General features: G+C 62.2%; 17 protein-coding genes and 2 pseudogenes. 11 read left to right on the forward strand and 8 right to left on the reverse strand.

Annotation, left to right across the window (positions count from 1 at the left end; translation table 11 throughout):
* Window positions 1-11 precede the first annotated feature (11 nt).
* The 5 genes and pseudogenes from KI243_RS29605 to KI243_RS29625 form a co-directional block, all read right to left on the reverse strand.
* Window positions 12-1259 carry an ABC transporter permease gene (locus KI243_RS29605; protein WP_017128673.1) on the reverse strand — a complete coding sequence of 416 codons (1248 nt, stop codon included), beginning with the start codon at window positions 1257-1259 and terminating at the stop codon, window positions 12-14.
* Window positions 1260-1481: 222 nt separating this feature from the next.
* Window positions 1482-2525 carry an ABC transporter substrate-binding protein gene (locus KI243_RS29610; protein WP_177084616.1) on the reverse strand — a complete coding sequence of 348 codons (1044 nt, stop codon included), beginning with the start codon at window positions 2523-2525 and terminating at the stop codon, window positions 1482-1484.
* A gap of 70 nt (window positions 2526-2595) precedes the next feature.
* On the reverse strand, window positions 2596-3720 hold the full coding sequence (locus KI243_RS29615; RefSeq protein WP_017128675.1) for an ABC transporter ATP-binding protein: 1125 nt from the start codon (window positions 3718-3720) through the stop codon (window positions 2596-2598).
* A gap of 259 nt (window positions 3721-3979) precedes the next feature.
* Window positions 3980-4609: a response regulator transcription factor gene (locus tag KI243_RS29620; RefSeq protein ID WP_017128676.1), complete on the reverse strand. Its 630-nt coding sequence runs from the start codon at window positions 4607-4609 to the stop codon at window positions 3980-3982.
* Between the two features lie 28 nt (window positions 4610-4637).
* Window positions 4638-7057, reverse strand: a pseudogene (locus KI243_RS29625) (transporter substrate-binding domain-containing protein).
* Between the two features lie 73 nt (window positions 7058-7130).
* Between KI243_RS29625 and KI243_RS29630 the strand changes: the two are divergent.
* Window positions 7131-8117 (forward strand): alpha/beta hydrolase family protein, encoded by a 987-nt coding sequence (locus tag KI243_RS29630; RefSeq protein ID WP_177084620.1) that lies wholly within the window; start codon window positions 7131-7133, stop codon window positions 8115-8117.
* A gap of 40 nt (window positions 8118-8157) precedes the next feature.
* Here KI243_RS29630 and KI243_RS29635 read toward each other — a convergent pair whose 3' ends face one another.
* The 3 genes and pseudogenes from KI243_RS29635 to KI243_RS29645 all read right to left on the reverse strand — a co-directional run bounded on the left by KI243_RS29635 (window position 8158) and on the right by KI243_RS29645 (window position 10622).
* Window positions 8158-8925, reverse strand: a complete 768-nt coding sequence (locus tag KI243_RS29635; protein ID WP_177084622.1) for a TerB family tellurite resistance protein — start codon at window positions 8923-8925, stop codon at window positions 8158-8160.
* Window position 8926: 1 nt separating this feature from the next.
* Window positions 8927-9601 (reverse strand): N-acetylmuramate alpha-1-phosphate uridylyltransferase MurU, encoded by a 675-nt coding sequence (murU, locus tag KI243_RS29640; RefSeq protein WP_212810192.1) that lies wholly within the window; start codon window positions 9599-9601, stop codon window positions 8927-8929.
* Window positions 9598-10622 (reverse strand): annotated as a pseudogene (locus tag KI243_RS29645) (phosphotransferase). The gene murU and the pseudogene KI243_RS29645 overlap by 4 nt, the downstream one beginning before the upstream one ends.
* A 131-nt stretch (window positions 10623-10753) precedes the next feature.
* Here KI243_RS29645 and KI243_RS29650 point away from each other — a divergent pair.
* The 10 genes from KI243_RS29650 to KI243_RS29695 all read left to right on the forward strand — a co-directional run bounded on the left by KI243_RS29650 (window position 10754) and on the right by KI243_RS29695 (window position 23618).
* Window positions 10754-13579, forward strand: a complete 2826-nt coding sequence (locus KI243_RS29650; protein WP_177131854.1) for an LPS-assembly protein LptD — start codon at window positions 10754-10756, stop codon at window positions 13577-13579.
* Window positions 13560-14876, forward strand: a complete 1317-nt coding sequence (locus KI243_RS29655; protein WP_042936631.1) for a peptidylprolyl isomerase — start codon at window positions 13560-13562, stop codon at window positions 14874-14876. The genes KI243_RS29650 and KI243_RS29655 overlap by 20 nt, the downstream gene beginning before the upstream one ends.
* On the forward strand, window positions 14873-15862 hold the full coding sequence (gene pdxA, locus KI243_RS29660; RefSeq protein ID WP_017128684.1) for a 4-hydroxythreonine-4-phosphate dehydrogenase PdxA: 990 nt from the start codon (window positions 14873-14875) through the stop codon (window positions 15860-15862). The genes KI243_RS29655 and pdxA overlap by 4 nt, the downstream gene beginning before the upstream one ends.
* The gene (gene rsmA / locus KI243_RS29665; protein ID WP_017128685.1) at window positions 15859-16677 is read left to right on the forward strand and encodes a 16S rRNA (adenine(1518)-N(6)/adenine(1519)-N(6))-dimethyltransferase RsmA; all 819 of its coding nucleotides are present in this window, start codon (window positions 15859-15861) and stop codon (window positions 16675-16677) included. The genes pdxA and rsmA overlap by 4 nt, the downstream gene beginning before the upstream one ends.
* Window positions 16678-16796: 119 nt before the next feature.
* The gene (apaG, locus tag KI243_RS29670) at window positions 16797-17177 is read left to right on the forward strand and encodes a Co2+/Mg2+ efflux protein ApaG (RefSeq protein ID WP_017128686.1); all 381 of its coding nucleotides are present in this window, start codon (window positions 16797-16799) and stop codon (window positions 17175-17177) included.
* On the forward strand, window positions 17177-18052 hold the full coding sequence (locus tag KI243_RS29675; RefSeq protein WP_017128687.1) for a symmetrical bis(5'-nucleosyl)-tetraphosphatase: 876 nt from the start codon (window positions 17177-17179) through the stop codon (window positions 18050-18052). The genes apaG and KI243_RS29675 overlap by 1 nt, the downstream gene beginning before the upstream one ends.
* A gap of 35 nt (window positions 18053-18087) precedes the next feature.
* On the forward strand, window positions 18088-18417 hold the full coding sequence (gene glpE, locus KI243_RS29680; protein WP_017128688.1) for a thiosulfate sulfurtransferase GlpE: 330 nt from the start codon (window positions 18088-18090) through the stop codon (window positions 18415-18417).
* Between the two features lie 300 nt (window positions 18418-18717).
* The gene (locus tag KI243_RS29685; protein WP_017128689.1) at window positions 18718-20640 is read left to right on the forward strand and encodes a PrkA family serine protein kinase; all 1923 of its coding nucleotides are present in this window, start codon (window positions 18718-18720) and stop codon (window positions 20638-20640) included.
* 138 nt (window positions 20641-20778) lie between these two features.
* Window positions 20779-22050: a YeaH/YhbH family protein gene (locus KI243_RS29690; protein ID WP_017128690.1), complete on the forward strand. Its 1272-nt coding sequence runs from the start codon at window positions 20779-20781 to the stop codon at window positions 22048-22050.
* Complete coding sequence (locus KI243_RS29695; RefSeq protein ID WP_017128691.1) at window positions 22047-23618, forward strand: SpoVR family protein; 1572 nt, start codon at window positions 22047-22049, stop codon at window positions 23616-23618. The genes KI243_RS29690 and KI243_RS29695 overlap by 4 nt, the downstream gene beginning before the upstream one ends.
* Window positions 23619-23674: the final 56 nt, after the last annotated feature.

Genomic DNA, 23674 nt, shown 5'->3' on the forward strand with positions numbered 1-23674 from the left:
CGATTCTCTCCTTAGCTCAGGCGCAGGCGGCTTGCACCGACCAGCCGGCTGTAGATCAGGTACAGCAGCACGGTGGCCAGCAGCAGCAAGCCACCCAGTGCCGTCGCCATGCCCCAGTTGATGCTGGTGTTGGTGTAGAAGGCGACGAAATAGCTGACCATCTGGTCGTTCGGGCTGCCCAGCAGTGCCGGGGTGATGTAGTAACCAATCGCCAGGATGAACACCAAGAGACAGCCCGCGCCAACCCCGGCATAGGTCTGCGGGAAGTACACCCGCCAGAAACTGGCGAACGGATGGCAGCCCAGGGAAATCGCCGCCCGCATATAGGTCGGCGAGATACCCTTCATCACGCTGTAGATCGGCAGGATCATGAACGGCAGCAGGATGTGCACCATGGAGATGTAGACCCCGGTACGGTTGAAGACCAGTTCCAGCGGCTTGTCGATCACGCCCATGGCCAGCAGGGCGCTGTTGATCAGGCCGCCCGACTGCAGCAGCACTATCCAGGCCGCGACCCGAACCAGGATCGATGTCCAGAACGGCAGCAGCACCAGGATCATCAGCAGGTTGCTCTTGCGCGCCGGCAGGTTCGCCAGCAGGTAGGCCAGCGGATACGCCAGGACCAGGCAGATCGCGGTGATGACCAGGCCCATCCAGAACGTGCGGGCAAAGATATCCAGGTAAATCGCTTGGTCCGGAGTGGCCGGGGCCAGTTCGCCGAGGTCGTCGATCCGATGGTCGACGGCCGCCAGCAGGTAATAGGGGGTCATGCTACTGGTGTTGCGGCGGATCGCCTGCCAGTACGCCGGGTCGCCCCAACGCTCATCGAGGGCTTCCAGGGCTTCTTTATAAGAGGCCGGCTCGGTCTTGAACGGCAAGGCGCGGGCGGTCTTGGTCAGCAGGCTGCGGTAGCCGGCCAGTTCCATGTTCAGGCGCTTGGACAGATCGCCCAGGGTCTGGTTCTTGCGCGCTTCGCCCAGGTCTTCGCTGAGGGCCTTGTACACCGGCTCGCCGGGCAGGCTCTTGCCGTCCCAGGCAGCGACGGCGGCCACGGTCCGTGGCATGGCACCGACCACCTCCGGGTTGCCGACGCTTTTATAGAGCAGCGCCACGATGGGGACCAGGAACACCAGCAACAGAAACAGCACCAGCGGCGCGATCAAGGCCTGGGCCTTCCAGCGGTTGACCCGCTCGGCACGCGCCAGGCGCTGCTTCAGGGTGGGACTGGTCCCCTCGTTCAGAGGAACGGTGATGGCCATGGCGAACTCCGGAATACTTTATTGTGACAACGGCCGGTATCCCGTTACGGGACACCGCCTGCTGTTCTTCTGAAACACACAAACCCAACGGGTTGAACAGGGTCCCTGTGGGAACCGGCTTGCTGGCGATGAGGCCCGTAAGGCTTGCATCGCCTGATCGGCCGTCATCGCCGGCAAGCCGGCTCCTACAGGGTTATGCAGCGTCTGCGAGACCGTGTTCCGTTACTTCGCGGCCCAGGCGTTGAAGCGCTGCTCCAGTTGCTCGCCGTTGTCAGCCCAGAAACTGACGTCGATCTGCACCTGGTTGGCGATGTTTTCCGGAGTGGTCGGCATATCCTTCAGGATGTCCTTGGCCAGCAGCGGTACTGCCTGGGTATTGGCCGGGCCGTAGGCGATGTTTTCCGAGTAGGTCTTCTGCTGCTGCGGCATGACCGAGAAAGCGATGAACTTCTTCGCCGCATCGGCACGCGCCTTGTCCAACCCCTTTGGAATGGCCCAGGCGTCGAAATCGTAGATCCCGCCGTTCCAGACCACTTTCAGGTTGCTTTCCTTCTGCACGGCAGCAATCCGGCCGTTGTAGGCCGAGCTCATGACCACGTCGCCGGAAGCGAGGTACTGCGGCGGCTGGGCACCGGCTTCCCACCACTGGATGTAGGGCTTGAGCTCATCGAGCTTCTTGAATGCGCGGTCCTGGCCATCCTTGCCGGCCAGTACCTTGTAGACGTCCTTGGGTGCGACACCGTCGGCCATCAAGGCGAATTCCAGGGTGTACTTGGCGCCTTTACGCAGGCCGCGCTTGCCCGGGAATTTCTTGGTATCCCAGAAATCGGCCCAGCTGGCGGGTGCCGAAGACAGCTTGTCGGCGTTGTAGGCGAGCACGGTCGACCAGACGAAGAAACCGACGCCGCAAGGCTGGATGGCGCCCTTGACGTAGTCTTCGGACTTGCCGAACAGGGCCGGATCCAGTTGCTCGAACATGTCTTCATCGCAACCACGGGACAGTTCCGGCGATTCGACTTCCACCAGGTCCCAGGACACGCTCTTGGTGTCGACCATGGCCTTCACCTTGGCCATCTCGCCGTTGTATTCGCCGGCAACGATCTTGCCGTTGCCCGCCTGGGCTTCCCAAGGGGTGTAGAAGGCCTTGACCTGGGCCGCCTTGTTCGCGCCACCAAAGGACACCACGGTCAGGTCGGTCGCCGCCATGGCATTTGCCGCGCACATCAGCCCTAACGCGAGGGCACTGAATTTCAGGGATTTGAGCATTTATTCTTCTCTCCACGAGTGCAGGTTGGTGAAGCACGGGGCGATTGATTCGCCTCTTGGGTTACAGCGCTCAGCCAGCGTCGAGCAACGGGTCCAGCGCGCGAACGTGCTCGACCTGCCAGCCAATGGGTACGACATCGCCGACCGCCAGTGCCGGATCCAGCTCGGCAATGGGTTGTTTTACGAAGAAGTCGGTCTTGCCGCAGACTTCCAGGCGCACACGAACGTGGTCGCCCAGGTAGATGAATTCGGCCACGCGGCCCGAGAAGCGGTTGACGCAGGATTCGCTGGAGCCGTTGAGGCTGATGCGCTCCGGCCTGATCGACAGGGTGACCGGCTCGCCGGCCTTGCCGACATTCACCGCCAGCGCCTCGACCTTTTCCCCGCGCCCCAGCTCGACCACGCAGCGATCGCCGGTGTGGCTGTGCAGGCGACCGTTGAGGCGGTTGTTCTCGCCGATGAAGTTGGCGACGAAGGTGTTCTTCGGCTCTTCATAGAGGGTGCGCGGCGGGGCGATCTGCTGGATTTCCCCCTGATGGAACACCGCCACGCGGTCGGACATGGTCAGGGCTTCACCCTGGTCGTGGGTCACATAGACCACGGTCACGCCCAGGCGCTGGTGCAGGTGCTTGATCTCCATCTGCATGTGTTCACGCAATTGCTTGTCCAGCGCCCCCAGCGGTTCGTCCATCAGTACCAGTTGCGGCTCGAACACCAGGGCCCGGGCCAGTGCCACGCGCTGTTGCTGGCCGCCGGACAGTTGCGCCGGATAACGCTGGGCGAACTTGTCGAGCTGGACCATGCCCAGGACACGCTTGACCCGCTCGCTGACGTCGGTCTTGCTCAGACCGCGCACGGTCAGCGGGAACGCCAGGTTCTCGGCAACGGTCATGTGTGGGAACAAGGCATAGTTCTGGAACACCATGCCGATATCGCGCTTGTGCGGCGGCACGTTGTTGATGGAGCGTCCGGCCAGTTGGATCTCGCCGGCGGTCGGGGTTTCGAACCCGGCCAGCATCATCAGGCTGGTGGTCTTGCCGGAACCGGAAGGCCCGAGCAGGGTAAGGAATTCGCCCTTGCGAATGTCCAGGTTGAGGTCCTTGACGATCAGGTTCTCGCCATCGTAGCTCTTCTGCACACCACGAAAGCTGACCAGAATGTCCTTCGCCCCAGCGCTTGAATCGACCTCGCTCATACCCACACCTTTTGTTTTTGACTGCCGTGGTCTAAGCCTAGTGAACCCTTGCGGCAGCGCAAATCGGGGGGTGTGAGAGATTGTCCTCAGCAGTGTGGAAGAATTGGGGTAGGGATTGCCCTACAAGGATGGCGTTATTGGATAAGCGGGAAAGCCCTGCCCGGCGAAAGGGCCCGAAGCACCGTTGGACGCACGCGCCAGCCTGTCGTTAATGAGCATGTACCGCCCCTCTGTCTGTCGGAACCGCGGGCGTCGATCCCTACAACAGCTTGTGCTCCATCGCGTATTTCACCAGCTCGGCAAGGGAAGTGATGTTGAGCTTCTGCATCAACCTGGCCTTGTGGGTGCTGATGGTCTTGCTGCTCAAGGCCAGTTGCTGGGCGATATCGTTCACATTGGCGCCCTGGGCGAGGCGCTCGAACACCGAGAACTCCCGCTCCGACAGCAGGGCGTGCAAGGGACGCGAGTCGGTCAGGCCGACTTCGAAGACCATCCGGTCGGCCAGGTCCGGGTCGATATAACGACCGCCAGCCGCCACCTTGCGAATGGCCGTCAACAGCAGTGCCGGATCGCTGTCCTTGGTGGCGTAGCCGGCGGCACCGACCTTGAGCGCGCGGGCAGCCATCTGAGCTTCGTCATGCATCGACAACACCAGGATCGCCGGCGGATTATTCAACGCCCGGATCCGCGGAATCGCTTCCAGGCCGTTGACGCCGGGCATCGAGATGTCCAGCAGCACGACCTCGCAGGGCGTGTGCCGCAGGGCTTCGAGCAACTGCTCGCCATGGCTCGCCTCCCCCACGACCTGGAGATCCTTGGCCAGGCCGATCAATTGCTTGATGCCTTCGCGGACAATGGTGTGGTCTTCGGCTACCAGTACACGGATCACGCGCTACTCCTGCTCGATCAAAGGGGGATCATCTATCCTGGGGCCGATCCAACGGCACACGGACGCTCAGGGTCGTGCCCTCGCCGACGTGGCTTTCCAGCGAGAGGCTGCCGCCGAGCATCAGCACTCGCTCGCGCATGCCCACCACCCCGAAGGATGTCGGCCGGCCACTGGGGGCGACAAAACCCACGCCATCGTCGCTGATACTCAGGCACAGGTCCTGGCCATCAATCGCCAATGTCAGTTCGACAGTATGCGCCTGAGCGTGGCGCATGACATTGGTCAACGCCTCCTGGAGGATCCGGAACAGGCCGATGGCCTTGGCGTCGCTGAGTCTCGGCAGGTTTTCCGGGACCTGCACCAGGCACGGGATCTGCGTGCGCGCTTCAAAGCGCCGGGCCTGCCACTCGATCGCCGAGGCGATACCGGCATCGAGAATCGGCGGACGCAGCGCCGTCGCCACATCACGCACCAACTGGAACAACTGGGCGATCAGCTTTTTCATGCTGTTGAGGCGTTCATTCAGCCCGGGGTTCAGTTGAGCGTAGGCCAACTCGCACATGGAGGTTTCCAGCTTGAGCACCGTCAGCATCTGACCCAGTTCGTCATGGACCTCACGGGCGATACGGGCCTTTTCTTCTTCGCGGACACTCTCCAGGTGCGCCGACAGTTCGCGCAACTGCTCGCGGGAACTGGCCAACTCCAGTTCGATGCGCTTGCTTTCACTGATATCCCAGACGATACCGTCCCAGACCACCGTACCGTCCTCGAGGCGGCGGGTGATGGCCTTGATCTCCGCCCACCGCTGCCAGCCCTCGCGGGTCATGATCCGGCCCTGCCAGGACCAGTCGCTCCCGGAGTCCACGGCCAGGTCCTGGACGCGGTGATAATCGGCCCGGTCGTGCGCATGCACCAGGCTGCGCAGGCCGATATCCGGCTGGCGCAGGGTGGCCGGGGGATAGCCCACCAGGCTCTCGCTGCCTTCGCTGATATAGGGAAAATACAGTTCGCCGGTCTGCGGCACGCGCTCCAGGCGAAACACCAGGCCGGGGACATTCGCCGCGATCCCCTTGAGCCGCGCCTCGCTTTCCTGCAAGGCCGCCAGGGCACGGCGGCGCTCCGTGACGTCGTTGATATAGACCACCAGGTACTCACCGTCGCGAAAGCGCAGGAAGCTGAGGGACACATCCGCGGGCAGGATGCTGCCATCGGCGCGCAGGCAGCGGGTCTCGAAACTTTGCGGTGCCTCGTCACTGGCCCGGGCGCGTTTCCACAGGTTCAGCCAGCGGTCCATATGCAGGTTCGGCTCGAAGTCGATCAGCGGCCGATCGAACAGGGCACCGGGCGGGTAACCCAGCATGGCTTCCGCCGCCCGGTTGGCATAGCGTACATGGCTGTCCCAGTTGACCCAGAGGATCCCCACCGTGCTCTGGTCGATGGAGAACTGGGTCAGGCGCAGGGCCTCTTCGCTGGCTTCGCGCAAGGCGAGATCTTCACGAGAGGCCAGCAGGGCCTGCTCGAGGCTGCGTTGCTGACGACGCAACCAGAACACGATCGCCAGGCTCGCCAGCAACATCACCGCCAGCAGCAGGCAGAGGTTCTGCCAGAACCCCGGCGAGGCGGAAAGTCGCGGATACTTGGGCTGCAACCAGCGCATATGCAACTGGTCGAGGTCCCGGGCCGGCACCGCATGCAGGGCCTTCTCGACGATCCCGGCCAGTTCCGGCCAGTCGCGCCGGGTCGCCACCCGCAGCAGTTGCGGCAGGCCGATATCCCCCACCACCGCCAATCCGGCAAACTCTTCCTCGGCGGACAAACGACTGAGCTGGGCCTCGTCGACCACCGCGTAACGGGCCTGCTGGCTCAGCAGCAATTGCAGTGCCTGGCGTTCCAGCGGCACGCCCTGCAGATTGAGGTTGGCATAGGTGCTACGCAGGTAATCGGCAATGGCACTGGGCATGCGCACGGCGACACGGGTCTGGCTGTCGAGCTTTTCCAGCTCGACAGCCCCGGCACCGTTGCGTTCGCCCACCACCAGCTGCGGCACGCGCATGTAGGGATCGGAGAACAACCACAGGCGCAGACCGGCCGGCGTCTGGGTCAGGCCCGGGGCGAGGTCGATCTCGCCTTCGCCCAGGGCTTTTTCCAGTTGGGCCTGATCGGGAAAGTTACGCCAGGTCAGCTCCACATTCATGGCCTTCGCCAACCAGTTCATCAGCTCGACATTGGCCCCCGACAGCCGCTGCAAGCGTCGGTCGTACTGGGCATAGGGTGCCTGCAGCACCAGGCCGACACGCAATTCCCGATGCGCGTCGAGCCACTGCTGCTGCGCGCCGGACAACGGCAGGCCGGTCCCGTGAGGCGCAGGCGCAGCCCAGGCCCCGAGGGAAAAGCCATCAAGGGAAAACACAAACAGCCGATAACCCACAGGCAGCAAAAACGCATGATACGACTCATCCACACTGACAAATACTGACCAACCCATTAGGCTGCCAGGATTACTTCTGGCCTGGAAAATCCGATGCCCCCTGTCTACCGCTCGGCACTCCCCGCGCTGTGCCTGTCGTTGATACTACCGCTTGCCGCGCCGGTCCTGGCGGCCGATCCGGCACCCGCAGCAGCACCAGCCCCCGCCGAAAAACCGGTCGAGCGCCAGCCCTTGCCCGAGCGCAGCCAGGAAGACGCGACCGCGCTGGAGCGACAACTGCCGCAGCAGGAGCAGCAACAACTGCAAGCCGCGGGCGACAACTTCCTCGCCCTGTGGAAACCGGCCAACACGCCCTCGCCCACCGGGGCGGTGATCATCATCCCGGGCGCCGGCGAAACCGCTGACTGGCCCCAGGCCGTCGGGCCCTTGCGACGCAAGCTGCCGGACGCCCAGTGGAGCAGCCTGAGTCTGACACTCCCGGACCTGCAAAGCGAAGCCAGCCTGCCGCGGGTCGTCGAAGCCGCCAAACCGGCCGAGCCGGCATCCACCAACAGCAAGGACGCCAGTACCACCGCCAAACCCATCGAGCAGGCGGCCAGCGCCGAAGCCGACAGCCCCGACCCGGCCGTGGTGGAGAATAGCGAAGACCCGCTCAAGGCCGATGCCGAACGGATCTTTGCCCGATTCGATGCCGCCATTGCCTATGCGCAACAGCAGAATGCCCGCAGCATCGTTCTGCTCGGCCATGGCACCGGTGCCTACTGGGCGACCCGCTACATGACCGAAAAGGCCTCGCCGCAGGTGCAGAAGCTGGTGCTCGTGGCGGCGCAGACGCCGATCAGTGCCAAGCCGGACCTGGGGCAACTGACGCCGGGGTTGAAACTGCCGATCGCCGACTTCTTCTACCAGGACAACCCGCTGGATCGCAAAGCCGCCTTGCAGCGCCTGCAGGCCAGCAAGCGTCAGAAGACCTCCAGCTACACCCAGGTGTCACTGAAGGCGCTGCCGGGCAATCCGGGCCAGGAACAGTTGTTCCGTCGTATTCGTGGTTATCTGAATCCCCAGGACGACAGCCAGTAGTTTCCTGGCTGTTGCTCCTGGCTGTTCATGGGCAAACGCCCTAGCGAAAATCCCGCCGCTCGCGGATCAGCGCATAGGCCTGGTGCAGCTCGCGGGTTTTCTCGGTGGCGTCCTGCACTTCGGCGGGTGTCGCCCCGCCGCCCGCCACCTTGTCCGGATGATGGCGACTCAACAGGCGCCGATACGCCCGCTTGATCTGCGCCGGTTCGCTGGTGGGCGCTACCCCCAGGATCCGCAGGGCATCCTGATAGCTTCCGGCACTGCTCATCAGCGGCCTGCGCGCGGGTTCGTAGTCGCTGGCCAGGGCCTGGATCTGCTGCGATGTCCAGCCCAGCCACTTGCCCCAGAGCAGAATCAGTTCACGCTCCTCGCGCCCGGCCCGGCCATCGGCCCAGACCATCCGCCAGCAGGCCCGCAGCACACCTTCCGCGGCGTGGGGTTGAGCCTTGAGGTGGCGCAGATAGCCACGCAGGCGGTCACTCCCCGACTTGCCGCGATTGAACGCGGCAATCGCCCGGCGCTGCGCGGCTTCGCCCATATCCAGCTGGCGCATTTCCTGACGTGCCTGCTGGATATGCCCATCCACTACCCGCCCATCGCTCTTGGCAAGGCGTCCGAGCAGGACAAACAACAACTCGTCGTTGCGCAATGCCGGCTTGCCGCCCAGGCGCTCGCGCAGATGCGCCAGGCTGTGCAGTTGCAGGCGCCGATCCAGCGCCTGCCCCAGCAATGCGCCGAGCATGGCCCCCGGAATGCTGGCAATGGCAAAGCCCGCCCCGGCTCCAATCAGAGTCCCTGGCCACAACATATCAGTGTCTCTCTTCCAGCAATTGCTCGACCTGGGCCAGGCGCTCGACAGTGCCGACGTCCACCCAGTGCCCCTTCATATGTTCTCCGCTGACCTGCCGCCGGGCCATCGCCTGACGCAGCAGCGGTGCGAGCTTGAACGCCCCCGCGACGCAACCGGCAAACAACCCGGGATGCAGCACCGAGATGCCGCTATAGGTCAGCCTGGCCGCATACGGCTCATCATCACGCACCTGACCGTCATCCAGGACAAAGTCTCCGCCCGCCGGATGATGAGGCGGATTGTCGACCATCACCAGGTGCGCCAGCCCGGCCAGCGGACGACGCAGTGCCGAAAAGTCGTAGTCGGTCCAGATATCGCCGTTGACCACCAGGAAGGGCTCTTCTCCCAACAACGGCAGCGCCCGGAAGATTCCCCCACCGGTTTCAAGCGGCTCACCTTCCGGCGAATAGGCGATGCTCAAGCCATAACGCGAGCCATCGCCAAGGTAGTCTTCGATCTGCTGCCCCAGCCAGGCATGGTTGATGACAATCTCCTTGAAGCCCGCCGCCGCCAGAGCCCGCAGGTGGTAGTCGATCAACGGGACGCCCCTGGCACGAATCAGCGGCTTTGGCGTGTGCAGGGTCAGCGGGCGCATGCGCTCGCCCTTCCCCGCCGCCAGGATCATCGCCTTCATACGACAGCACCCGCGGGCTGGCGCAGGCTGGCCAACAACTCGCCCAGCTCGGCCAGTTCCGGACGGCGCGCCAGTACCGCCTCTATATAGGCAAAGAAGCGCGGTACATCCGCCAGGTAGCGCGGCTTGCCATCACGATGGCAGATACGGGCGAAGATCCCGATCACCTTCAAGTGACGCTGCACGCCCATCAGGTCGCTGGCCCGGCGAAATTCCTCGAAGTCCGGCTGGACCGGAATGCCCAGGCGCCCGGCTTGCTGCCAGTAGCTGTGCAACCAGTCACCGACCCGGGCTTCGGGCCAACTGAGGAAGGCGTCCTTGAACAGACAGGTGATGTCATAGGTCACCGGCCCATAGACCGCATCCTGGAAATCCAGCACGCCCGGATTGGGCTCGCTCAGCATCAGGTTGCGCGGCATGTAGTCGCGGTGCACCAGCACTTTCGGCTGCGCCAGCGCGCTGTCGATCAACAGCGTACTGACCCGTTGCCAGCGCTCGAGCTGTGCCTGGCTGAAATCGATGCCCAGCTCACGCCCCACATACCACTCGGGAAAGAGTTCCAGCTCGCGGCGCAACAGCGCGACATCGTAGCTCGGCAGTCCGGCATCCATCGGCAGTTGCTGAAAAGCCAGCAAGGCATCGATGGCATCGGCGAACAGGGCATCGGCGTTTTCGGCGTCGATCACATCCAGATAGGTCCGGTTGCCCAGGTCGTTGAGCAAAAGAAATCCGTTCTGCAGATCCTGCGCATGAATTTTTGGCACGTTGATGCCGGATTTCGCCAGCAAATGGGCGATATCCACGAAGGGTTTGCAGTTTTCCCGGGGGGCGGAGCGTCCATCACGATAAAGCTGCGGCCCTCGCCTTCCCAACGGAAATATCGGCGGAAACTCGCGTCGCTGCTGGCCGCGGTCAATGTGGCCGCGGGCACGGCACCCCAGCCTTCAGTCAGGAACAACGTGGTCAACTGCTTATCCAGCCAAACTTTCAGGTGTTGCAAGCGTAGATCTTGGTCAGGCATTACAAGGGTCTCCGACGGCGCTAGCCGTCAAGCGGGTCATGCTTTATTATCCAGCATCTTTTTCAGACCATCGATAGGCGTGCGGCCCTTTACCGCGGGCAGATGGCACGCAGGAAGCCCGGACTAATAAGATGGCATTGAAATCCCCCGCGTTTCGTAGAAAGTTTCCGTTGCTGGTCACCGGCGGTTTGCTGGCCCTGCAACCTTTAGCCACTTCGTTCGTCGTCGCTGCTGAACAGTATGACTGTTCGGCCTCAGCTTCGGGCGCCTGGAGCTGTGCGCCCAAGGCGACCACCGCCCAGTTGCCACCACGTCCCGTGCATGAAGCGGGTTCGGTTGGCGGCAGCACGGAGGCCACGGCTGACAGCGGTTCCGGCGGCGATTCCGCACCGGCGACCAAGCTGGTCACCGAAGCCAAGGGCCGTGGCCTGAAATCGCGCAGTGCCGACTACAGTCACCTCGACTGGGTCCCACGCGAGAAGCTGACGCCTGCGCAATTGGCCGAAACCGGTCCTTACTGCTCTGGTTCCTATATCGAACCGATTCGTCCTGGCATGAATGACAAGACGAATAAAAGTGACGCGCCGACCTTTATCGGTGCCAAGGCTTCCCGTTACGAGCAGGACCAGCAGGTCGCCAGCCTGGCCGGCGACGTGGTCATGCGCCAGGGCAGCATGCAGGTCGAGGCCGACGAGGCAAGCCTGTACCAGGCGGAAAACCGTGGTGAGCTGAACGGCAACGTGCGTGTCCGCGACAACGGCGCCCTGCTGGTCGGCGATCACGCCGACGTGCAACTGGACACTGGCGAAGCCAAGGTCGACAACGCCGAGTACGTTCTGCACAAGTCGCGTATCCGCGGTAGCGCGCTGTATGCCAAGCGTGCCGAAAACGCGATCATCCGTCTCAAGGACGGTACGTACACCACGTGCGAACCGAACAGCAACGCCTGGCAGCTCAAGGGCAACAACATCACCTTGAACCCGGCGACCGGTTTCGGTACCGCGACCAACGTGACACTGCGGGTCAAGGACATTCCGGTCCTGTACACGCCGTACATCTACTTCCCGATCGACGACCGTCGCCAGTCCGGCTTCCTGCCGCCGAGCTTCAGTTCGGGTGGCGATAGCGGCTTCACGTTTGTCACCCCGTACTACTTCAACCTGGCGCCGAACTACGACGCCACGTTGTACCCACGCTACATGACCAAGCGCGGCTTGTTGATGGAAGGCGAGTTCCGCTACCTGACCAAGTCCAGCGAAGGCCAGTTCGGCGGCGCGTACCTGAACGACGACAGCAATGATCGCTCGAAGCAGACCGACTCCGAAAAAACCCGCTACATGATCAACTGGCAGCACAAGGGTGGCCTGGATTCGCGTGTACTGACCGAGGTCGACTACACCAAGATCAGCGATCCCTACTACTTCCAGGACCTGACAAGCGACCAGATCGGCGTCAAGGATTCCAGCGCCTACGTCAACCAGCAAGGCGCCGTCAGCTACCGCGGCGACGATTACACCGCCCGGCTCAATGTGCAGGCCTACCAGTTGGCCAGCGTGTCGAACATCACGCCTTACAACCGGCTGCCGCAGATCACCTTCAACGGTACATTGCCCTACCACCCTGAAGGCCTGGATTTCACTTACGAGACTGAAGCGGTACGTTTCGAGCGCAGCCTGGAAACCGGCAATTTCTTCGACAAGGATGGCGGGCCGTTCGACGCCAACGGGAACCCCACCGGCGGTACTCCTCGCCTGGACACCAACGTGGTGGGTCTGGCACGTGCCAACGGCACTCGCCTGAACCTCAAACCGGGTGTCAGCCTGCCGATGAACTGGACCTATGGCTATATCACGCCATCGCTCAAGTACCAGTACACCAAGTATGATCTGGACCTGGGCTCCCAAGGCCGGGACGATCTGGTCAACAACCCGCTCGCGACTCCTCTCGGCGAGTCTTTCGATAGTTCGCAGAGCCGTAGCGTTCCGATCGCCAGCATCGACAGTGGTCTGTATTTCGACCGCAACACCAGTCTGTTTGGCACCAACTATCGCCAGACCCTGGAACCGCGCCTGTTCTATCTCTATGTTCCGGAGAAAGACCAGAAAAACATTCCGGTGTTTGACACTGGCGAGTACAGCTTCAACTATGCCTCGTTGTTCCGCGACAACCGCTTCTCCGGTTCGGACCGCGTCGGCGACGAGAACAAGCTGTCCCTGGGCCTCACCAGCCGCTGGATCGAAGACAATGGCTTCGAACGTCAACGCGTGAGTATCGGCCAGGCGCTGTACTTCAAGGACCGTACCGTCCAGTTGCCGGGTGTCAATTACCGTACTCGCGCCGACGCCACCTCCAACGTTTCGCCCTACGCCCTGGAATACGCCTATCGCTTCAACCACGACTGGCGTGCGACGGCCGACTACAACTGGGACCCGGACAGCCACAGCCCGCGTTCCGGCAGCGCAATGTTCCACTACCAGCCTGAAGACAACCCGAACAAGGTCTTCAACGCCGGCTATCGCTATCGCAACGACCAGGTGATCTACAACCAGAACACCGGCCAATGGCAGTTCGGTGGCGACTACGGCACCCCGGGCACACCAGGCTTCGTGAAGGACTACTACAAGATCCAGCAGCACGACTTCTCGGTGATCTGGCCGATCGTGCCGCAGTGGAACGTCATCAGCCGCTGGCAGTACGACTACAACCGCAACCGTACGCTGGAAGCCTTCGGTGGTTTCGAGTACGACAACTGCTGCTGGAAACTGCGCCTGATCAACCGTTACTGGGTCAAGTATGACGAGTTCAGCCAGGACGCCCCGCAAAACGAGAAAGGCGACCATGGCATCTTCCTCCAAATTGTCCTGAAGGGACTCGGCGGCGTTACCGGCGCCAAGCTAGAGAGCTTCCTCGACAAAGGCATCCAAGGTTATCGTGAACGTGAAGATCAAGCTTTCTGATTGTCTGCGCCCGCTGATGCTGGGCGCGCTGGTCCTGAGCGCGGCGGTTCACGCCGCCGTGCAGCCCCTCGACAACGTCGTGGCGATCGTCGACAACGACGTGATCATGCAGAGCCAACTGGACCAGCGCGTCCACGAAGTCCAGCAGAGCATCGCCAAGCGTGGCGGCGGCGTACCACCGACCAGCGTCCTGGACCAGCAGGTCCTCGAGCGCCTGATCGTCGAAAACCTGCAACTGCAGATCGGCGAACGCTCCGGCATTCGCATCTCCGACGAGGAACTGAACCAGGCCATCGGCACCATTGCCCAGCGCAATAACATGTCGGTGGACCAGTTCAAGGCCGCGCTGGCCCACGACGGCCTCTCCTATGAGGACGCACGGGATCAGGTCCGCCGCGAAATGGTCATCAGCCGCGTGCGCCAGCGCCGCGTTGCCGAACGCATCCAGGTCTCCGAGCAGGAAGTGAAGAACTTCCTCGCCTCCGACCTGGGCAAGATGCAGCTCTCCGAAGAACTGCACCTGGCCAACATCCTTATCTCCACGCCGGACAGCGCCAGTTCGCAGGCGATCCAGGCCGCAGCGGCCCAGGCCCAGGACGTCTACCGGCAGCTCAAGCAGGGTGCCGACTTCGCCCAGCTGGCCATTGCCAAATCCGGTAGCGACAACGCCCTCGAAGGCGGCGACATGGGCTGGCGCAAGCCGGCGCAACTGCCACCACCGTTCGACCATTTGCTGAGCAGCATGCCAGTCGGTGACATCACCGAACCGGCGCGTACTCCGGGCGGTTTCATCATCCTGAAGGTGCTGGAGAAGCGCGGCGGCGAAACCCAGATGCGCGACGAAGTCCATGTTCGTCACATCCTGATAAAGCCGAACGCCATTCGCAGCGAAGCCGAGACCCAGGCCCTGGCCCAGAAACTCTACGAGCGCATCCAGAATGGCGAAGACTTCGCCACCCTGGCCAAGAGCTTCTCGGAAGATCCGGGTTCGGCCCTCAACGGCGGCGACCTGAACTGGATCGACCCGAAGGTACTGGTTCCGGAGTTCCAGGAAGTGATGGCAAAAACGCCACAAGGCGTGCTGTCCAAGCCGTTCAAGACCCAATACGGCTGGCACGTGCTGGAAGTCCTTGGCCGTCGCGCCACCGACAGCACCACGCAGGCACGCGAACAGCAGGCCATGACCGTGCTGCGTAACCGTAAGTACGATGAAGAGCTGCAAACCTGGCTGCGCCAGATCCGCGACGAAGCCTACGTTGAAATCAAGCTCCCTGGCGCAGACCAGGCGGCCCAGTGAAACCCAAGCGTTTCGCGTTGACACCCGGCGAGCCGGCGGGCATAGGTCCAGACCTTTGCCTGCTGCTCGCCTCGCAACCCCAGCCTCATCCCCTGATTGCCATTACCAGTCGTGACCTGCTCGCCGAGCGGGCCGCGCAACTGGCCGTGGCCGTCGACCTGCTGGCGGTGGGGCCGGGCAACTGGCCCGAACGACCGGCCCCGGCAGGCAGCCTGTATGTATGGGATACGCCGCTGGCGACCCAGGTCGTCGCCGGCAAGCTGGACAAGGCCAATGCGGCCTTTGTGCTGGAAACCCTGACCCGCGCCGGCCAGAGCTGCCTGGACGGCGATTTCGCCGGCATGATCACCGCCCCGGTCCACAAGGGCGTGATCAACGATTCCGGCATCGCGTTCTCCGGCCACACGGAGTTCCTCGCGGACCTGACCCACACGAGCCAGGTCGTCATGATGCTGGCCACCCGCGGATTGCGGGTGGCGCTGGTCACCACTCACCTGCCCTTGCGCCAGGTGGCGGACGCGATCACTCCCGAACGCCTGGAGCGCGTCACACGTATCCTGCATGCCGATCTCAAGGAAAAATTCGGCATTGCCCAACCGCGCATCCTGGTCTGCGGGCTCAACCCCCATGCCGGCGAAGGCGGCCATCTGGGCCACGAAGAGATCGACATCATCGAACCCACCCTGGAGCGTCTGCGCATCGAAGGCATGGATCTGCGTGGCCCGCTGCCCGCCGACACTCTGTTTACCCCCAAATATCTGGAGCACTGCGATGCAGTGCTGGCGATGTACCACGACCAGGGCCTGCCCGTACTGAAATACAAAGGTTTCGGCGCGGCAGTCAATGTGACCCTGGGCTTGCCGATCATCCGCACCTCGGTCGACCATGGCACCGCCCTGGATCTGGCCGGCAGCGGCAAAATCGACACCGGCAGCCTGCAAGTCGCCCTGGAAACCGCCTACCAGATGGCCGAGACCCGTTTATGAGCGAGCAATACCAACACCGGGCGCGCAAGCGTTTCGGGCAGAACTTCCTGCACGACGCCGGCGTGATCGACCGCATCCTGCGCGCCATCCATGCCAAGTCCGAGGACCGCCTGCTGGAGATCGGCCCGGGCCAGGGCGCCTTGACCGAAGGCTTGCTGGGCAGCGGTGCACAGCTGGACGTGGTTGAACTGGACAAGGACCTGATCCCGATCCTGAACCAGCAGTTCGCCGGCAAGGCGAATTTCAACCTGCATCAGGGCGATGCGCTGAAATTCGACTTCACCAGCCTGAATGCCGCGCCGAACAGCCTGCGAGTGGTCGGCAACCTGCCGTACAACATCTCCACGCCGCTGATTTTCCACCTGCTGCACAACGCCAGCCTGATCCGCGACATGCACTTCATGCTGCAAAAGGAAGTCGTCGAGCGCCTGGCCGCCGGCCCGGGTGGCGGCGACTGGGGTCGCCTGTCGATCATGGTCCAGTACCATTGCCGCGTGGAACACCTGTTCAATGTCGGCCCCGGCGCGTTCAATCCGCCACCGAAGGTCGATTCGGCGATTGTCCGCCTGGTGCCCCACGCCGTGCTGCCGCACCCGGCCAAGGACCATCGCCTGCTTGAGCGGGTCGTTCGCGAAGCCTTCAACCAGCGTCGCAAGACCCTGCGCAACACGCTCAAGGCCCTGCTCGGCAGCGCCGAGATCGAAGCCGCCGGTGTCGATGGCAGCCTGCGTCCGGAACAACTGGATCTCGCCGCTTTCGTGCGCCTGGCCGACAAGCTCAGCGAACAGTCCGACACGGCAGCCGTCGCCGACTGACATAGCCTCATCGCGCCCGGGTACGCCGCCGGATTCCATATCTGGCCTACTGCCCGGCACTTGGCCTAGACTGAGCACCACCAGTCGTGTCTTCCGCTTTTGCTTCCAAGGCCTTTCGCATGTCCGATCCCCGCTACCAGGTCGACGTCAGCGTCGTCACCCGCTTCCTCGCTGAACAATCACAGCCCGAGCAGAACCGTTTCGCCTTTGCCTACACCATTACCGTGCAGAACAACGGCCAGCTCCCGGCCCGACTGCTCTCACGGCACTGGGTGATCACCGATGGCGACGGCCATGTCGAGGAAGTCCGTGGTGCCGGCGTGGTCGGCCAGCAGCCGCTGATCGAAGCCGGCGACAGCCACACCTACAGCAGCGGCACGGTGATGACGACCAAGGTCGGCAACATGCAGGGCAGCTACCAGATGCTCGCCGAGGACGGCCAGCACTTCGATGCGATCATCGCACCGTTCCGCCTGGCCGTACCCGGAGCCCTGCACTGATGGCGGTATACGCCGTTGGCGATCTGCAAGGCTGCCTGGAACCGCTCAAATGCCTGCTGGAGCGGGTCAGCTTCGACCCTGCACAGGATCGCCTGTGGCTGGTGGGCGACCTGGTCAATCGCGGCCCGCAATCCCTGGAAACCCTGCGCTTCCTTTATGGAATGCGTGAATCCCTGGTCTGCGTGCTCGGCAACCACGACCTGCACCTGCTGGCTGCCGCGCGGAACATCGAGCGCCTGAAGAAAAGCGACACCCTGCGCGAGATCCTCGACGCTGCCGATGGTCCGGAACTGCTCGACTGGTTGCGCCGGCAAAAACTGCTGCACCATGATCCGGAGCGCAACGTGGCCCTGGTCCATGCTGGCATTCCACCGCAATGGACGCTCAAGAAAGCCCTGAAGCTCGCCGCCGAGGTCGAAGAAGCCCTGCGCGACGACAATCTGTTCGCGCCGTTCCTGGACGGCATGTACGGCAACGAGCCGAACAAGTGGGACGGCGATCTGCAAGGTGTCGCACGCCTGCGGGTGATCACCAACTACTTCACCCGCATGCGCTTCTGCACCGCCGAAGGCAAGCTCGACCTCAAGGGCAAGGAAGGCGCCGACACCGCGCCGGCCGGCTATGCCCCGTGGTTCAGCTACAAGGAACGCAAGACCCAGGGCCTGAAAATCATCTTCGGCCATTGGGCGGCCCTCGAAGGCCAGTGCGACGAGCCGGGGATCTTTGCCCTCGATACCGGTTGCGTCTGGGGCGGCGCCATGACCCTGATGAACGTCGATACCGACGAACGCCTGACCTGCAAATGTGACACCCAGGGCGGCGTCGCGCCGCCCCCGACCCTGGCCGAGCGATTCAGGGCCTGGCTCTATCGCTAAACTGTACGACCTACTCGCCCCAGACGGAGCCCATGATGAGCGAATTCAAACGCATTCCCCCCGAACAAGCCCAGGCCCTGCGCGAGCAAGGTGCCGTGGTCGTCGACGTCCGCGATCCGCAGGCGTTTGCCCAGAACCACATCAGCGGTTCCAAGCACCTGGACAATCACTCCCTGCACGATTTCATCGCCAAGGCCGACCTCGACCAACCCCTGGTGGTGTGCTGCTACCACGGCAATTCCAGCCAGGGGGCGGCGGCCTATCTGGTCAGCCAGGGCTTCTCCGAGGTCTACAGCCTGGACGGCGGCTTCGAACTGTGGCGTACGACCTTTCCGTCGGAAACAGCCCAGGATAATTCCGAATAATTTTTTTCTTTCGCTCCAGCCCGCGCCAATAGCGGGCTAGAGCGTTTGCTGACGAACGGTCAGGCGCAACTAATTGCGCATCTCACCTTGATCTCCCGGATTCCGAACTATCCTTAAGCCCAGGCCATCCAAATCAGGGGAGAGCCGGTACACCGGCGTACGGGTCATCGGTAGTAATTTTCAAGGCTATCGTCGCCTTGGAGGTGTTCTGGGGGGTAAACAGCAACTGTTCCGCGGTTGCATGCCAGCACTTGACTGACTGATCCGGCACCGGCTCCAAGTATCGAGCGAGGTGACGTCATGAGCATATTCAGCCATTTCCAACAACGCTTCGAATCCACACGGCAAGAAGAACTCACGCTGCAGGAGTATCTCGAGCTGTGCAAAAAGGATCGCAGCGCCTACGCGTCGGCAGCCGAAAGGCTGCTACTGGCAATCGGCGAACCCGAACTGCTGGACACGTCCACCAACTCACGGTTGTCGCGCATCTTCTCCAACAAGGTGATCCGTCGCTATCCGGCCTTTGAAGACTTCCACGGGATGGAAGAATGCATCGACCAGATCGTTTCGTATTTCCGCCACGCCGCCCAGGGCCTGGAAGAGAAGAAACAGATCCTCTACCTGCTCGGTCCCGTTGGGGGCGGCAAGTCATCCCTGGCCGAGAAACTGAAACAGCTGATCGAGAAAGTCCCCTTCTATGCCATCAAGGGCTCGCCGGTCTTCGAGTCGCCGCTGGGTCTGTTCAACGCCACGGAAGATGGCGCGATCCTCGAGGAAGACTTCGGTATCCCCCGCCGCTACCTGAACACCATCATGTCGCCGTGGGCCACCAAGCGCCTGGCCGAATTCGGCGGCGACATCAGTCAGTTCCGCGTGGTCAAGCTCTACCCTTCGATCCTCAACCAGATCGGCGTGGCCAAGACCGAGCCGGGCGACGAGAACAACCAGGACATCTCCGCGCTCGTGGGCAAGGTCGATATCCGCAAGCTGGAAGAGTTCCCGCAGAACGACGCCGATGCCTACAGCTATTCGGGCGCACTGTGCCGGGCCAACCAGGGCCTGATGGAATTCGTGGAAATGTTCAAGGCACCGATCAAGGTGCTCCACCCGCTGCTGACCGCGACCCAGGAAGGCAACTACAACAGTACCGAAGGCCTCGGCGCGATCCCGTTCACCGGGATCCTGCTGGCCCACTCCAACGAATCGGAGTGGCACACCTTCCGCAACAACAAGAACAACGAAGCCTTCATCGACCGGATCTACATCGTCAAGGTGCCGTACTGCCTGCGGGTCAGCGACGAAGTGAAGATCTACGACAAGCTGCTGTTCAACAGCTCCCTGGCCAAGGCCCATTGCGCCCCCGACACCCTGAAGATGCTCGCCCAGTTCACCGTGCTTTCGCGCCTCAAGGAGCCGGAAAACTCGAACATCTACTCGAAAATGCGGGTCTACGACGGCGAAAATCTCAAGGACACCGATCCGAAGGCCAAGTCGATCCAGGAATACCGCGACAGCGCGGGCGTCGACGAAGGCATGAACGGCCTGTCGACCCGCTTCGCCTTCAAGATCCTGTCGAAGGTCTTCAACTTCGATCCCCATGAAATCGCCGCCAACCCGGTACACCTGCTGTACGTACTGGAGCAGCAGATCGAACAGGAACAGTTCCAGGCCGAAACCCGCGAGCGCTACCTGCGCTTCCTCAAGGAATACCTGGCGCCACGCTATATCGAGTTCATCGGCAAGGAAATCCAGACCGCGTACCTGGAGTCCTACAGCGAGTACGGCCAGAACATCTTCGATCGTTATGTGCTGTACGCCGACTTCTGGATCCAGGACCAGGAATACCGCGACCCGGAAACCGGCGAAATCCTCAATCGCGTCGCCCTGAACGAGGAACTGGAAAAAATCGAAAAACCGGCCGGCATCAGCAATCCGAAGGATTTCCGCAACGAGATCGTCAACTTCGTCCTGCGCGCCCGGGCCAACAACAATGGCAAGAACCCGACCTGGCTCAGCTACGAGAAGCTGCGGGTGGTGATCGAGAAGAAAATGTTCTCCAACACCGAGGACCTGCTGCCGGTCATCAGCTTCAACGCCAAGGCCAGCAAGGAGGACCAGCAGAAACACAACGACTTCGTCACACGCATGGTCGAACGCGGCTACACCGACAAACAGGTACGCCTGCTCTCCGAGTGGTACCTGCGGGTCAGGAAGTCGCAGTAAAGGCAGCTGCAAGCGCCAGGCTGCAGGTCCCGGGCACGTTGCCGAACGTGCCTGCGACCGTCGCGGCCGACCGCTTGTCTTTAAGCTTCCAGCCTGCCGCTGGAAGCTTGTAACTTGAAGCTGCCCGGAGGGCTCCCCATGAGCTATGTGATCGACCGACGTCTCAATGGCAAGAACAAGAGCACGGTGAACCGTCAGCGCTTCCTGCGGCGTTATCGTGACCATATCAAAAAGGCGGTCGAGGAAGCCGTGAGCCGCCGTTCCATCACCGATATGGAACACGGCGAGCAGATCAGCATTCCCGGTCGCGATATCGATGAGCCGGTACTGCACCATGGTCGTGGCGGCAAACAGACCGTGGTCCATCCCGGCAACAAGGAATTCACCAGCGGCGAACATATCCCCCGGCCGCCGGGCGGAGGCGGTGGGCGCGGTCCCGGCAAGGCCGGCAACTCCGGCGAAGGGATGGACGAGTTCGTCTTCCAGATCACCCAGGAAGAATTCCTCGAATTCATGTTCGAAGACCTGGAGCTGCCGAACCTGGTCAAACGCAATCTCACCGGCACCGACACCTTCAAGACCGTCCGCGCCGGGATCAGCAACGAAGGCAACCCTTCGCGCATCAATATCATCCGGACCCTGCGCTCGGCCCATGCGCGGCGGATCGCCCTGTCCGGCAGCAGTCGCGCGAAACTCAAGGAGGCCAAGGCCGAACTTGAGCGACTGAGACGCGAAGAACCGGACAATTTCGGCGATATCCAGGAAATCGAGGCAGAAATCGAGAAACTCAGCGCACGCATTCATCGCGTGCCGTTCCTCGACACCTTCGACCTGAAATACAACCTGCTGGTCAAGCAACCCAACCCCAGCTCCAAGGCCGTGATGTTCTGCCTGATGGACGTCTCCGGCTCCATGACCCAAGCCACCAAGGATATCGCCAAGCGCTTCTTCATCCTGCTGTACCTGTTCCTCAAGCGGAACTACGACAAGATCGAAGTGGTGTTCATCCGCCATCACACCAGCGCCCGGGAAGTGGACGAGGAGGAGTTCTTCTATTCGCGGGAAACCGGCGGCACCATCGTCTCCAGCGCCCTGAAGCTGATGCAGGAGATCATGGCCGAGCGCTACCCGACCAATGAATGGAACATCTACGCGGCCCAAGCCTCCGACGGCGACAACTGGAACGACGACTCGCCGATCTGCCGCGATATCCTGATCAACCAGATCATGCCGTTCGTGCAGTACTACACTTACGTAGAGATCACCCCCCGCGAACACCAGGCCCTGTGGTACGAATACGAGCGCATCAGCGAGGCGTTCAGCGATACGTTTGCCCAGCAGCAGCTGGTGTCGGCCGGCGATATCTATCCGGTCTTCCGTGAACTCTTCCAGCGCAGGTTAGTGACATGACCGCCAGAGAGCAGAAACAACAGAGGCGCCAACCCATTTCCACCGGTTCGGAATGGACGTTCGAGCTGATCCAGGCCTACGACCGCGAAATCAGCCGTATCGCGGAACGTTATGCCCTGGACACCTACCCCAACCAGATCGAAGTGATCACCGCCGAGCAGATGATGGATGCCTATGCCTCGGTGGGCATGCCCCTGGGCTACCACCACTGGTCCTACGGCAAGCACTTCCTCAGCACGGAAAAGTCCTACAGCCGGGGCCAGATGGGCCTGGCCTACGAAATCGTGATCAACTCCGACCCCTGCATCGCCTACCTGATGGAGGAAAACACCATCTGCATGCAGGCACTGGTGGTGGCCCATGCCTGTTACGGCCATAACAGCTTCTTCAAGGGCAACTACCTGTTCCGGACCTGGACCGATGCCAGCTCGATCATCGATTACCTGGTCTTCGCCAAGCAGTACATCATGCAATGCGAGGAACGCCACGGCATCGATGCGGTGGAGGACCTGCTCGACTCCTGCCACGCCCTGATGAACTACGGCGTCGACCGCTACAAACGGCCTTACCCGATCTCCGCGGAAGAAGAACGGCGGCGGCAGAAGGATCGTGAAGAGCACCTGCAAAAGCAGATCAACGACCTGTGGCGCACCATTCCCAAGGGCGCGGACAAGTTCAGCGACAAGGACAATGCGCGCTTCCCCGCCGAACCCCAGGAAAACATCCTCTACTTCATCGAAAAACACGCGCCGCTGCTGGAGCCGTGGCAACGGGAAATCGTGCGGATCGTGCGCAAGATCGCCCAGTACTTCTATCCGCAGCGCCAGACCCAGGTGATGAACGAGGGCTGGGCGACGTTCTGGCACTACACCCTGATGAACGACCTCTACGACGAAGGGCTGGTCACCGAGGGCTTCATGATGGAGTTCCTCACCTCCCACACCAGCGTGGTCTTCCAGCCCGGCTTCGACAGCCCCTACTACAGCGGGATCAACCCCTACGCCCTGGGCTTCGCCATGTACCGGGATATCCGGCGGATGTGCGAGGAACCGACGGAGGAGGATCGTCGCTGGTTCCCGGACCTGGCCGGCAGCGACTGGCTGTCCAGCATCAAGTTCGCCATGAGCAGCTTCAAGGACGAGAGTTTTATCCTGCAGTACCTGTCGCCCAAGGTGATCCGCGACCTCAAGCTGTTCAGCATCCTCGACGACGACCAGCGCGACGACCTGCTGGTCCCGGCCATCCATGACGAAGGCGGCTACAGGACCATTCGGGAAACCCTTGCCGCGCAATACAACCTCGGTAACCGCGAACCCAACGTGCAGATCTGGAGCATCGACCGTCGTGGCGACCGCTCCCTGACCCTGCGCCACCAACAGCACGACCGCAAACCCCTGGGCGACTCGACGGAGGAAGTACTCAAGCACCTGCACCGCCTCTGGGGCTTCGACATCCACCTGGAAACCCTGCAGGGCGACCAGATCATGAAGACCCACCACGTCCCGCCCAGAGGCGAGCACAGCGAAGGCGAATACGGTCGACTGGACCTGGCCGTCATTCACCTCTGAGCACACACGATGCCTCCGTTGGCCGGACACACAGGTTATCCTGTCGCGCTAACGGA

It is taken from the genome of Pseudomonas sp. Ost2 (assembly GCF_018326065.1).
GTDB classification, from domain to species: Bacteria; Pseudomonadota; Gammaproteobacteria; order Pseudomonadales; family Pseudomonadaceae; genus Aquipseudomonas; species Aquipseudomonas gingeri.